Source organism: Geobacter pickeringii (assembly GCF_000817955.1).
Lineage (GTDB): Bacteria > Desulfobacterota > Desulfuromonadia > Geobacterales > Geobacteraceae > Geobacter > Geobacter pickeringii.
In genome coordinates, this window is record NZ_CP009788.1 from 1,227,629 (window position 1) to 1,240,536 (window position 12,908).

Annotated in this window: 14 protein-coding genes; all 14 read left to right on the plus strand. The window is 58.2% G+C overall.

All coding sequences use genetic code 11. The annotated features are described in order from the left end of the window. Positions 1–2: 2 nt before the first annotated feature. Positions 3–599: a type IV pilus inner membrane component PilO gene (locus GPICK_RS05530; protein ID WP_039741186.1), complete on the plus strand. Its 597-nt coding sequence runs from the start codon at positions 3–5 to the stop codon at positions 597–599. A 145-nt stretch (positions 600–744) separates the two neighbouring features. Beyond that, the gene (locus tag GPICK_RS05535) at positions 745–1,125 is read left to right on the plus strand and encodes a pilus assembly protein PilP (protein ID WP_236685655.1); all 381 of its coding nucleotides are present in this window, start codon (positions 745–747) and stop codon (positions 1,123–1,125) included. A gap of 12 nt (positions 1,126–1,137) precedes the next feature. Beyond that, positions 1,138–3,846, plus strand: a complete 2,709-nt coding sequence (gene pilQ / locus GPICK_RS05540; protein WP_039741191.1) for a type IV pilus secretin PilQ — start codon at positions 1,138–1,140, stop codon at positions 3,844–3,846. A 78-nt stretch (positions 3,847–3,924) separates the two neighbouring features. Next, positions 3,925–5,106, plus strand: coding sequence for a chorismate synthase (gene aroC / locus GPICK_RS05545; RefSeq protein ID WP_039741193.1), 1,182 nt, complete (start codon positions 3,925–3,927; stop codon positions 5,104–5,106). Between the two features lies 1 nt (position 5,107). Then, positions 5,108–5,617: a shikimate kinase gene (locus GPICK_RS05550; RefSeq protein ID WP_039741194.1), complete on the plus strand. Its 510-nt coding sequence runs from the start codon at positions 5,108–5,110 to the stop codon at positions 5,615–5,617. Next, positions 5,614–6,702, plus strand: coding sequence for a 3-dehydroquinate synthase (aroB, locus tag GPICK_RS05555; RefSeq protein WP_039741195.1), 1,089 nt, complete (start codon positions 5,614–5,616; stop codon positions 6,700–6,702). Before GPICK_RS05550 ends, aroB begins: the two co-directional genes overlap by 4 nt. A gap of 2 nt (positions 6,703–6,704) precedes the next feature. Next, positions 6,705–7,700 carry a tetratricopeptide repeat protein gene (locus tag GPICK_RS05560; RefSeq protein ID WP_236685656.1) on the plus strand — a complete coding sequence of 332 codons (996 nt, stop codon included), beginning with the start codon at positions 6,705–6,707 and terminating at the stop codon, positions 7,698–7,700. Next, positions 7,679–8,041, plus strand: a complete 363-nt coding sequence (locus GPICK_RS05565; RefSeq protein ID WP_039741196.1) for a roadblock/LC7 domain-containing protein — start codon at positions 7,679–7,681, stop codon at positions 8,039–8,041. The genes GPICK_RS05560 and GPICK_RS05565 overlap by 22 nt, the downstream gene beginning before the upstream one ends. A gap of 58 nt (positions 8,042–8,099) precedes the next feature. Continuing rightward, on the plus strand, positions 8,100–8,552 hold the full coding sequence (gene aroQ / locus GPICK_RS05570; RefSeq protein WP_039741197.1) for a type II 3-dehydroquinate dehydratase: 453 nt from the start codon (positions 8,100–8,102) through the stop codon (positions 8,550–8,552). Positions 8,553–8,555: 3 nt separating this feature from the next. Continuing rightward, entirely contained in the window at positions 8,556–9,623 is a 1,068-nt protein-coding gene (locus GPICK_RS05575; protein WP_039741198.1) for a M24 family metallopeptidase, read from the plus strand. 70 nt (positions 9,624–9,693) lie between these two features. Beyond that, a complete protein-coding gene (gene accB, locus GPICK_RS05580; protein WP_039741200.1) occupies positions 9,694–10,170 on the plus strand; it encodes an acetyl-CoA carboxylase biotin carboxyl carrier protein in 477 nt (158 codons plus the stop codon). A 22-nt stretch (positions 10,171–10,192) separates the two neighbouring features. Further along, positions 10,193–11,533: an acetyl-CoA carboxylase biotin carboxylase subunit gene (accC, locus tag GPICK_RS05585; protein ID WP_039741201.1), complete on the plus strand. Its 1,341-nt coding sequence runs from the start codon at positions 10,193–10,195 to the stop codon at positions 11,531–11,533. 3 nt (positions 11,534–11,536) lie between these two features. Then, the gene (gene gcvH, locus GPICK_RS05590) at positions 11,537–11,932 is read left to right on the plus strand and encodes a glycine cleavage system protein GcvH (RefSeq protein WP_039741203.1); all 396 of its coding nucleotides are present in this window, start codon (positions 11,537–11,539) and stop codon (positions 11,930–11,932) included. 128 nt (positions 11,933–12,060) lie between these two features. After that, positions 12,061–12,897, plus strand: a complete 837-nt coding sequence (locus tag GPICK_RS05595; RefSeq protein WP_039741205.1) for a menaquinone biosynthetic enzyme MqnA/MqnD family protein — start codon at positions 12,061–12,063, stop codon at positions 12,895–12,897. Positions 12,898–12,908 lie beyond the last annotated feature (11 nt).

Sequence of the window (12,908 nt, forward strand, 5' to 3'; positions counted from 1 at the left end):
ATATGGATCCGAGAATTGACAAACTACTGAAGCTTCCCAAGAAGCAGAAGATTGCCCTGCTGGTCGTGATTGTCGCTGTCGAGGCAGTGGCGCTTTACTGGGGGCTTTATCTGCCACGACAAAAAGAGCTTCAGGAGCTTCGTGCGAAGCTTGACAGTGTGCAAGCGGAGGTTCAGGAAAAACAGAAAATTGCCAGCAACCTCCCGAAGCTCAAAAAGGAATACCAGCAGTTGCAGAAGGATCTTGAAAGCGCCCTTACCGAACTGCCGAATCAGAAGGAAATCCCGACCCTGCTGACCAGTATCACCAGTGTTGGCAAGAATGCCGGCCTGGATTTTCTCCTGTTCAAACCGCGGGCTGAAGTCCCGCGGGATTTCTATGCCGATGTGCCTGTCGATATTTCGGTTTCAGGTTCTTTTCTGGGAGTTGCCAATTTCTTCACGGCGGTGGGGAATCTTCCGCGCATCGTGAATATCACGGATGTCTCCTTTGCGGATATCAAGACATCAGGGGGACGGACCACGGTCAAAGTGAACTGTCTGGCTACTACATTCCGTTTCCTCGACAAGAAAGAGACCAAGGATGAGAAGAAAAAATAACTCATTATGGATCGTGGCGCCACTGTCTGCACTGCTCACGGTTTCAGGGGGGTGCAAGAAGGAGGAGATCCCGCCTCCGCCGTCTCCTGCTCCGCATGCACCGGCGCCGCTCGCGAAACAGCCGGTTCAGAAGCAGGTTTCATCCGTGAAACCGGTTGCGGCAACTCCGTCTCAGCCGGATTTTGCTAACCGTAAGGATCCCTTCAAACCGTTTGTCGAGGCAAAAAGCGAGAAGGCTCCTTCGTCAAAATCTGCACCGATCGGCGGTCTCCTCCCGATCCAGAGCTATCCTGCAGAGCAGTTCAAGGTTTCGGGGATCATCGTCGGTTTGAGGGAGAACAAGGCGCTGGTTGTCGACCCGGCCGGGAAGGGTTATGTAGTCAAGGAAGGCATGAGCATTGGCAGCAGCAACGGAGTCATCACCAGGATTGCACCTGCCTTCATCGAAGTGTCGGAACGATTCAGGGCTGACAACGGCAGGATGACGAAACGGACGGTCAAACTATCTCTTTCCAAGAAACAGTAAGGAGATTCCCCTATGAGAATCGATATGAACATATCCCGGAGCATCGCGTCGATCGCTGTGATCGTGGCCCTGTGCGGCTGCGCCGGAGCCAATAGTTCCTCAAAAGGGGGAACATTGGTCGAGCAGACGCGAACCTCGGCCTTGCAAGACGTGCGGATCTCAGGCGAGGGGAAAAGCACCCAGGTGGTCGTCACTGCCGACAGACCGATTGCCTATACCTTCTACATGACCGACAACCCACCACGTGCGATTGTCGACCTTGCCCAGGTGGAACCGGGCACGCTTCCCTTTCCCATGGAGGTGAACAAGGGAGCGGTCAGGAAGATTGAAGCGATCCGTCATGGGGACGGCGGCTCGGTGATGACCCGTCTGGAGCTTCAACTGGCAAAGGGTGCTGAAGTCACTGCCACACCTGATCCCCGAGACAAGAGCGTTCTGGTACTGGCGGTGACGGCACCTGAGGTGGCTCCGATGCCTCCCGTCGCCGAGGCAAAACCGGCCGGGCAGAATGCGGCGCCGGCAGCCGCGGAAGCGAAGGCTGCAGCCGTCACAGTCGCAGCGGACGTCGCCCCGGCGGCGGCCGCAACTCCGCCGACAGACGGCGGATCGAAGCCTGCCATGTCGCCATCCGAGGGGAGCACAATCACGGCAATCAGTGCTGACGACAGCTCACTTGAGATACATGTCGCCGGCGGAGTAATTGACTACAAGTCGTTCCGCCTCGCGAAGCCCGACCGGCTGGTTGTCGATGTCCTGGGGGCGAAGTCCGGGATAGCGTCCAAGATTCTCCCCTTGAACCGTCTCGGTGTCGGAACGGCACGGATTGGCGCCTACCCGGACAAGGTGCGGGTCGTGTTTGATTCGGCACGTGGACCGTTGCAACAATTGACCGTGGAAAAGAGTGGCAGCGGTTTGAAAATTGTTCCCGCCGGGGCAAGGACTGGGCAGGCGCCGCCATCAGTTGCGGAGGAGGCCGTTGCGCCGTCGAAGCCTGCTCAGGAAGAAGCTGCCCCAAGTGTGGCGAAACAGCCCGAAATCAAGCATGCCGCAATGAGGGAATCCTCTGCCGTCGAATCGATTGACTTCAAGGTGGATGATGGCGTCTCCCGTCTCCTTGTTTCGGTCTCCGGCGGCTGCGACGCCGAAAAACCGGCCAAGACCGCTGACGGTCTGGCGGTTACGCTCAAGAATTGTACACTCCCGACAAAATGGCAGCGTTTCCTTGACACCAGCGCGTTTGCCAGCACTGTCGTGAGGGTTACGCCGTACCAGGTCAAAACGAAGGGGCGTAGCGATGTAAAGATTCAGCTCAAAATGCGCCAAAGTGCCCCGTTTGAGCTTTCGCGCAGCGGAAAGCAGATCACTCTCGCCCTCAAGAACCCCGCTGATCTCGAATCTCCGATGGTTGCCAAGGAGCTGGCGGGGTCGGACAAGTCGAGGACGGCGGAAACTACGCAGAAGGACGCTGCGGGTGACGGATCGGTCATAACGATCACACCCAAGGGTGAAAGTGCCAAGAAGGTCTATACCGGCCGCCGCATCACCCTCGAGTTCTCGGATGCCGATATCCGGAAGATATTTCAACTCATCGCCGAGGTGAGCAATCTCAACTTCCTCGTAGGCGACGATGTGACCGGCACCATCAGCATCAAGCTCGTCAACGTCCCCTGGGACCAGGCGCTTGACGTCATTCTCGAAAACAAAGGTCTGGGGATGCAGCGCGACGGCAATATCGTACAGATCAGGCCGAAGTCCAAGATTCAGACCTTGGCAGACGAAGAGCAGGCGATGAAGAAGGCCAAGGAAAAGGCGATGGAGTTGAAGACCGAGGTCTTCGATATCAATTTTGCCAACGTTGCCGACGTCGTTACGCAGTTCAACGCCCTGAAGAGCGATCGTGGCACCATTACCCAGGATGTTCGCACTAATCGGGTCATTGTGAAGGATATTGCACCCAGTGTCGAGGACATGAAGTTCCTTCTCAAGAATCTCGATTTGCCCGAGAGGCAGGTGATGATCGAGGCGCGCATTGTGGAGGCATCGTCAGACTTTACCCGGGACATTGGAGTACAGTGGGGGCTCCACACCGACAAGTCTGCCGGATCGACCAACGTCTTGGGAATCTCGAACGCCGACTCGGGTTTTGGCGGAATTTTGTCCGGCACTGCCGCTTCCACGGGAACTTTTGGCCCGGGTTTGGCAACGGGCATAACTTTCGGGAAAATCATCTCCGGAGGGACCCTCGATCTGAAACTTTCGGCGGCTGCCACAACAGGACAGGTGAAAATTATTTCAACCCCGAAGGTTGTGACCCTTAACAACAAGGCAGCCAAGATCTCCCAAGGTCAGTCGATTCCGTACCAGACCACCTCGGCCGAAGGGACCAAGACCGAATTTGTCGAGGCGGCACTGACGCTGGAAGTAACACCCCACATTTCTGCTGACGGAAGTGTTGCCATGAAGATCAAGGCATCAAACAATTCCGCCGGCACGGGGTCCCCTCCTCCGATCAACAAGAAGGAGGCGACGACGGAGCTACTGGTCAAAAACGGCGAGACCACCGTCATCGGCGGGATCTATGTCGATAGCGATACGGACTCCGATCAGGGGGTACCCTTCCTTAAGGATATTCCGCTCCTCGGGCATCTCTTCAAATCAAGCACAAAAACAAAGAACAAGACGGAACTTCTTATTTTTATTACACCTAAAGTCATCTCCTGACCTGTCTGAGTCGGAGGTAATCACCAACTTTGAGATGCCAGGGTTCTGCCCTGGCATTTCTTTACGTATGAGGGGAATATGCTGAGATATCTTACCGCGGGCGAATCCCATGGCCCGCAATTGACGGCAATTGTTGAAGGAATGCCCGCTGGGCTGAAGCTTTCCGAGGAGCTTGTCAGCAGGGATCTTGCCCGGCGGCAGGAAGGATACGGCCGCGGCGGTAGAATGAAGATCGAACGGGACGAAGTGCAGATCCTCTCGGGCGTTCGCTGGGGAGAGACGATCGGATCTCCGGTAACCCTTGCCGTGCGGAATCGGGACTGGGTCAACTGGGAGGAGAAGATGTCCCCCCATGAGCGGCACCGGGACGAAAAGATCCGCGTGACCCGTTCCCGTCCTGGGCACGCAGACCTCCCGGGGGCGATGAAATACGACCAGCGTGATGTCCGCAATATCCTGGAGCGCTCCAGTGCCCGCGAAACTGCGGTACGCGTGGCGGTGGGGTCGGTCGCCCGGGCGTTTCTCGCCGCGTTTGGTATTGAGGTGTCCGGTTTTGTGGTGGAGTTGGGGGGGATCAAGGCTGAACGTAATGGGCTTTCGCTGGAGCGGATGAAAGATATGGCGGCGAAGTCGGAGCTTTTTACCTTCGACCCGGCGGCCGAGGAACTGATGAAACGTTTCATCGATGGTGCCAGGGACGCGGGGGATACGGTCGGCGGCAGTGTGGAGATCATTGCTTCAGGGGTGCCGGTCGGCCTTGGCAGCCATGTCCAGTGGGATCGAAAGCTTGATGCCCGTCTCGCTCTGGCGGTCATGAGCATCCAGGCTATCAAGGGAGTTGAAATCGGTCTTGGTTTCGATGCGGCCCGGCGACCGGGCTCACAGGTCCACGACGAAATCTACTACGATTCGACCCGGGTCGCCCGAGGCGAATCAACGGGTTTCTTCCGCAAAACCAATAACGCCGGCGGCGTCGAGGGGGGGATATCCAACGGCGAGGAAATCGTTATCCGTGCGGCCATGAAACCGATCCCGACCCTCTATAAACCGCTTCAGTCCGTTGACATGGTGACCAAGGAGCCGTTCGAGGCAACCGTCGAGCGTTCGGATTGCTGTGCCGTACCGGCTGCGGCCGTGGTGGCCGAGTCGGTTGTGGCTGTGGAGATTGCCAACGCGTTTCTCGAAAAATTCGGCGGTGATTCCATGGCAGAAGTGCGTCGCAATTACGAATCTTACCGTGAGTATCTCCAGGCGTTCTAGAATGAGGAATGTCGTTCTCACCGGCTTCATGGGGTGCGGTAAAAGCACGGTTGGCCAAATGCTGGCGGAGCGGCTCGGCTGTCGTTATGCCGATCTCGATGCGCTCATTGTCTCGCGGGAGGGAGCCTCGATCAACAATATCTTTGCCCGCCACGGGGAGTCGTATTTCCGACAGGCCGAGACCGAGACAATCCGGGGTATTGTCGCCCTGAACGGTCTTGTCGTCTCGACAGGCGGCGGTGCCGTGATCTCGCCGCTCAACCGCGAACTCCTTCACGCGGCGGGCGTCGTGATTAACCTCACGGCAGACATCACCACGATTACAGCCCGATTGGAGTCTGACACGGACCGTCCGCTGCTCAGGGAAGGACGGTCGGCAGAGCGACTCGCGGCGTTGCTGGCAGAGCGTGAAGCGATGTATGCCGATGCGGACTTGAGGATTGACACTACCGGGAAAAGCGTGGAAGATGTGGTGGCTGAAGTCATCAGTTTTCTGGAAGCGAAGGGGTGAGGGTGGAGACACAACGGGTCAACCTTGGGGAGAGGAGCTACGACATCCATGTCGGGAGTGAAATCCTGGACGGCGTGGGAGCCGTCTGTCGTGACCTGGGGCTCGGCCGCAATGCCGCCGTCGTTACCAATACGACGGTGGGCCCGCTTTACTACGACCGTGTCGCCGCGTCGTTGACCACTGCCGGCTTCGCACCGCACCGTATCGATATTCCCGACGGAGAAGGTTACAAAAATAGCGAGATCCTGAATGGTGTCTATGACGAGCTGATCCGTGCAGGCCTGACCCGCGACGCGTTCATCGTGGCGCTGGGAGGGGGGGTGGTTGGCGATCTGGCGGGGTTCGCGGCTGCCACCTACCTGCGCGGGGTCCCGTTCGTCCAGGTTCCGACCACACTTCTGGCCCAGGTCGACAGCAGTGTCGGCGGGAAGACGGGGATCAATCATCCCCGGGGCAAGAATCTGATCGGTGCCTTCTACCAGCCCCGGGGTGTAGTTATCGACGTTGACACCCTCGCCACCCTTCCCGAGAGGGAGTATCTCGGGGGAATGGCGGAGGTTGTGAAGTATGGCGCGGTCCTTGATCAGGAGTTCTTTGCCTTTCTGGAGGAGAACGCCGCCCGCCTCCTGGGTCGTGAACGGGAGGTTCTCGTCAGGGTCATCGGCAGATCGGTGGCGCTCAAGGCCTCCGTGGTGGAGGAAGATGAGCGTGAGGCGGGTCTTCGCGCCGTTCTCAACTACGGCCACACCCTTGGCCACGCTGTAGAGACCCTGACCGGCTATGCCCGTTTTCTTCACGGTGAGGCGGTTGCCATCGGGATGGTTCAGGCGGCAACGGTGGCTGAAAGGCGTGGCCTGTGCAGTGAGGAGGATGCGGGGCGCATCGTCGCGCTTATTCGGACTCTGGGGCTGCCGACGGAACTTCCTGAGTTCCCTGCGGCGGCGTACCGTGAGGCCCTCTTGCGGGACAAGAAGTCACGCGACGGAGGACTCGATTTCGTGCTCAACAGGGGGGTCGGCGCCTATGCGATCGTGAGACTCCCTGACCTTTCCGAGGTACTGGAAATATGCAGCATCGGGAGGTGACCGTGGAGAATGAAACAGAATCGTTCTGGACTGATATCAAGCGGTACGAGGATGTTCTCGCCAAGGACGCGAACTCGTACTGCTTTGCTCCCCTTGCGGAGCTCTATCGCAAAGTCGGTCACCTTGATGATGCCATGAACACCGCTCGCAAGGGGATCGAGCTCCATCCCGAGTACGTGGGCGGTTATATGGCTCTGGGAAGGGCATGCTTCGAAAAAGGCGAAAAGGTTGAAAGTCGCCGGGCGCTCGAACGGGTGGTTCGCGTGACCCCTGACAACCTGATGGCGCAGAAGCTCCTGAGCCAGCTCTATATCGATGCCGGTGAGACGGAGAGCGCCCGCGCGAGTCTTGAGACAATCCTCGTCCTGAATCCCGGCGATCTGGAGAGCACGGTTGCCCTGGAAGCGTTGACCCGTTCTACCCTCCAGGAGTACCAGCCCGATGCCGAACTTTTCTCCCGCGATGCCGACGGAGAGGGGGACGCAGCCGGCAGCGGGGCTGAATTCGAGGACGAATTCCTCCTCGAAGAGGCGGAGATCGTCGAGGAGTTGACGGACGAGTTCTTCGACGGGGATCTGCCCGTGGCAGGTGGCGTGTCGGAGGAGGCAGCGCCGACGGGGGAGGATGCCGGGGGGGTAACCGAAGGGGGAAACCCCCTGGCTACAGCGACGATCGCCGAATTGTACGTCTCCCAAGGTTTTTTGAAAAAGGCGCTGAAGATCTATCGTGACCTGTCCGATGCAAATCCTGACAACGAAGAGTTGAGAGGCCGGCTTGTGGAGCTCAAGCTCCGGATTGACGAAGATGAGGCGCGGGCGCGGGAAAATGCCCTTGCAGAAACGGTAGCGTTCCCTTTTTCGCCGGATGGCGAGGCGGCGTCGCTGGAGTCTCCGGCAGAACTGCCACAGGAGACCGCGGGAAAAGACGCAATAACCGTGCTTGAGGGGTGGCTCACTAAAATCGGGAGGATTCGCGAATGCCGTTCAGGGAAGCGCTGAAGGGAATCGTCGAAAGTGTCGAAGGGGGGCTCGGGGCGGTCATAATGGGCTATGACGGCATCGCCATCGAGCAGTACCACCGGGATGACACCGGAATGGACCTGAACCTCATGGCTGTGGAGTATGCGACCGTCATCAAGGAAGTGAAGCGGACGGTGGAGGTGCTCGATACCGGCGAAATGGAAGAGGTGTCAGTCAATACAGGGCAGACCCGGATCATTGTCCGGGCCATCAACGACGATCTGTTTCTCCTGCTGACGCTCCATCACGATGGCAATTACGGCAAGGGACGGTATCTCCTGCGACGCGCGGCGCCGGAATTCCGCGTCACACTTTCCTGATTTTCTTTCGCTTCCACGAGGCCTGCGTACACGGACTTCAGCCGCCTGAGGATTCTCCATGAAAATATTGGTTGTGCATGGCCCTAACCTGAATATGCTTGGCCGCCGGGAGCCCGGCATTTACGGTACGGCAACCCTCGACGACATCAATGGAGCCCTTTCTCAGCTGGCGCTGGAGCTGGGGTGCGAGGTGGCATTTTTCCAGTCGAATTCCGAAGGGGGGCTGATCGATGAGATTCAGGGTGCGGTCGGCCATTGTGACGGCATCCTTATCAATCCGGCCGCATATACCCACACGAGCGTTGCGATCCGCGATGCCATAGCTGCAACGGCCCTCCCTGCGGTTGAGGTCCATCTGTCGAACATCCACCGTCGGGAGGCGTTCCGTCAGACGAGTCTGATTGCTCCGGTGGCGGTCGGACAGATAGCCGGATTCGGCACGGAAAGTTACCTTCTGGGGTTGCGCGCCCTTTTTAGCCTCATTGAAAAAGAGATTGTCACAAAGGCGTGATTCATGGTAAGAAACAGGTTCGCTAAGGCCAGAGGATTCGCGGAAAAACACGGGGTTGATGCCATCGTGTTTTTTAACATGAGCAATGTGCGCTACCTCTCGGGCTTTACTGGCAGTGATGGTGCCTTCCTTCTTGGCAGGGACGCCGCATGGTTTCTCACCGACTCGCGATACACGACCCAGGCCTCTCTTGAGGTAGTTGGGATTCAGACGGTCGAGTACCGGACCAAACTGGACGGCCTCGCCGCGCTGATCACCGACCAGGGGCTCCAAAGAATCGGTTTCGAGGCTGAAGACACGACCGTTGCAACGTTGCGTGCCCTTACGGAAAAGTTGCCGGGAGTTGAACTCGTGCCGGTCGGTGAAGAGCTCTCCCTGTTACGGTTGGTCAAGGAAACCGATGAGCTGGAGATTCTCGGAGAGGCGGCACGCATTGCCTCCGAGGCGCTCCTGGCGTCCCTGCCCGCACTCAGACCGGGAACGGTGGAGCGTGAATTTGCGCTGGAGCTCGAGTTTGCCATGCGCCGTGGAAGGGCTGACGATAAGTCGTTCGATTTCATCGTTGCCTCGGGAGAACGGGGTGCACTCCCCCACGGAAGGGCCAGCGACAAGGTCATCGCGCGGGGAGAGCTCGTTACCATCGATTTCGGAGCCATATACGGCGGATACCATTCCGACGAAACGGTGACCGTGGTCGTCGGGGAGTCCGATGCGCGACAGCGGGAAATCTACGGCATTGTCAAAGATGCTCATGATCGTGCCCTTGAGGCGGTACGGCCGGGGGTGGCGTTTCGGGAACTCGACCGACTTGCCCGCGATTACATCGGAGAAAAAGGATACGGTGCCTACTTTGGGCATGGGCTTGGCCACGGTGTCGGACTTGATGTTCACGAGAAGCCGGTCGTCTCGCCTCGCGGCGAGGGGCTCGTTGAAGAAGGGATGGTTTTTACCATCGAACCGGGAATATATATCCCCGGTTGGGGCGGGGTGAGGATCGAAGATACGGTTGCCGTAACAGCGAACGGTTTTCGGCTCCTGACCCGGGTCCCCAAGGAGCTCATGACGGTGTAATCCCGTGCTGCCGAAGAGTAGCTGACAGGTTAAGGCAGTTCGGACAATGACGAAAAAAGGAGAGAATGAAATGGATATCAAGGATCTGAAATCGCTTATAAAAATGGTTACTGAAACGGATATCACCGAGTTCGAGCTCGAGGCGGCGGAAGAGAAAATCCGCATCAAGCGTGGAGCAGCGCCGATCGTGCAGTATCAGGCCCCGCAGCAGATTGTTGCCATGCCGCAGCCGGTTGCCCCCGTTGCCGTGGCACCTGCTCCGGCCGCTGCCGCATCTGCTCCCTCCGCGGCGGCGCCTGTGGCGGCGGGCAAGGAGATTACCTCTCCCATCGTCGGAACGTTCTACCGTGCGCCGGCCCCCGATGCGGCTCCCTACGTCGAAGTAGGGCAGGTAGTGGAGAAGGGACAGGTGCTCTGCATCGTCGAGGCGATGAAGCTGATGAACGAGATCGAGGCGGAGTTCCGCTGCAAGATCGTCCAGCTTTGCAAGGAAAACGCCCAACCGGTCGAGTTTGGCGATCCCCTTTTCATTGTCGAGCCGCTGTAATAACCAACCTACGGAGATTCCGATGTTTCATAAAGTATTGATTGCCAACCGCGGGGAGATTGCCCTGCGCGTGATCCGGGCATGCAAGGAGCTCGGAATCAAGACGGTGGCCGTCTATTCCACCGCCGACAAGGACTCCCTGCATGTGAAGCTTGCGGACGAAAGCGTCTGCATCGGCCCTGCGCCCAGCCTTCAGAGCTATCTCAATATCAATGCCATTATCGCCGCGGCAGAGCTGACCGACGCCGAAGCGATCCATCCCGGTTACGGCTTTCTTTCCGAGAATGCCGCATTCGCCGAGATCTGTGAGAACTGTGGCATCACCTTCATTGGCCCTTCCTCCCACAGCATGCGGATCATGGGTGACAAGATCAGCGCCCGGCAGGCGGTGATCAAGGAAGGGGTTCCCATTCTCCCCGGCACCAAGGAAGGGGTCAACGACGTCAACGAGGCGATCAAGATCGCCAAGAAGATCGGTTTCCCCGTCATCATCAAAGCGACTGCCGGCGGAGGCGGGCGCGGCATGAAGATTGTTCATTCGCCGGCTACGCTTCCCAACGCCTTTGCCACCGCCCGTGCCGAAGCCCAGGCGGGATTCGGCAACCCCGAGGTGTACATCGAGAAGTACTGCGAGCAGCCACGTCACGTCGAGATTCAGGTGATGGCCGACAAGCACGGCAACGTGATCCATCTCGGCGAGCGCGACTGCTCCATCCAGCGCCGGCACCAGAAGATCATCGAGGAGGCCCCCTGCCCGGTCATGACCCCCGAACTGCGCAAGGCGATGGGGGATGCCGCAGTCAAGGCGGCAAAGTCGGTCGGCTACGACAGCGTCGGCACGGTGGAGTTTCTGCTCGACAAGAACCGCGATTTCTACTTCATGGAGATGAACACGCGAGTCCAGGTCGAGCATCCGGTGACCGAGATGATTACCGGCATCGATATCGTTCGCGAGCAGATTCTCGCGGCAGCGGGGCACAAGCTCCGTTTCAAGCAGGGTGACGTCAAGATTCACGGCCACTCCATCGAGTGCCGGGTCAATGCCGAGGATCCGGTGAAGTTCACCCCCTCGCCGGGGAAGATCACCGGATACCACACCCCCGGCGGACTCGGAGTGCGGGTCGACTCCTTCGTTTACGATCAGTACACGGTCGTTCCGCATTACGATTCGCTGGTTTCCAAGCTCATCGTCCACGCCGACACCCGGGAGGACGCAATCCGCAGAATGGCCAGGGCCCTTGACGAGTACATCATCGAGGGAATCAAGACGACGATTCCGTTCCACAAACGGATCATGGCCAACAAGGATTTTATGGAAGGAAACATTGATACCGGTTTCCTGGAGAGGATCGTGCTGGAGTAACGTATGGACTTCCCTGATGAGCTGAAGTACAGCAAGGAACACGTCTGGACCCGGATCGAAGGGGAGCGTGCTGTAATCGGTCTGACCGACTATGCCCAGGAAACTTTGGGCACTATCAGTGCGGTCGATCTCCCGTCCGTGGGAGACGAATTGGAGCAGGACGATTCATTCGGATCGGTCGAGGCGCGCAAGACGGCTGCCGAACTCTATGCCCCGGTGAGCGGAGAGGTGCTTGAGGTCAACAATGAACTGGAATCCTCGCCGGAAACCATCAACGACGATCCCTATGATGCCGGCTGGATTGCCATCGTCTCACTCAACGATCCGGAGGAACTGAAGTCGCTCATGTCGGCGGAGGATTATGCCGACTACGTGGCCGTTGCCGAGGAGGAAGAGTAACGAAGCGGTCTGAACGGAGTCACTGACACAGAGGCGAGATAATCATCTCGCCTTTGTTTTTTGTCGGCCTTTGATGCCGGTGGGATGCGCGGGGCCGACGATTCTCTGTCTTTTTTCCGGGGGAACGAATGTCACTTGCCATAGGTCAGATAGAATACGCCAACTGTACACCCATCTTTTCAGCACTTCAGAGCTCGTTCGACTGCTCCGGCTATCGTTTCGTCCGAGGGGTGCCGTCCCATCTGAACCGCCTTCTGGCAACGGGAGAAATAGATGTCTGCCCCTCTTCGTCCATCGAATACGGCAAACATTCCGACCGTTACCTGATCCTTCCCGATCTCTCCATCAGTGCCGTCGGAGCAGTGAAGAGCGTCTTCCTCTTCTCCACGGTACCCATCGAGGACCTTGATGGCGCCGTCATCGGCATGACGACGGAGTCGGACACCTCGGTGGCGCTCTTGCGGATAATCCTTGCCAAGTTCTATGGATTTGCCAACCGGTTCGAACGGACTCCCTTGGAAATCAAGGCGGCGCTCGACCAGTTTCCGGGATTGCTGCTGATCGGAGACAACGCCCTGAAGGGGAGGTTGATGCATGACGGCTACCGGGTTTATGACCTCGGTGAGCTGTGGCATCGCTTCACGGGGCTGCCGTTCGTCTTCGCGCTCTGGCTGGTGCGGCGCGCCACTGTTGCCGCCTTCCCACAGGAGGTTGCCACACTCAGTGCCGATCTGATCCGCGCCAAGCTCCTGGCCTATGACTCGTATCCTCTCATTGCCGAAAGTGCCGTAGAGCGGGGATGGATCGATCAGGCCATGCTGGTCGACTACTGGCGCACCATTTCCTACGATCTGACGCCGCGCCATCTTGAGGGGGTCCGCCGATTCTTCTCCTCCGCCTTTGAACTGGGACTTCTGTCATCGAATCCGGAAATAGAGGTGTATGGTGGATCAAGTGGCACATGATTTGCTTTGAC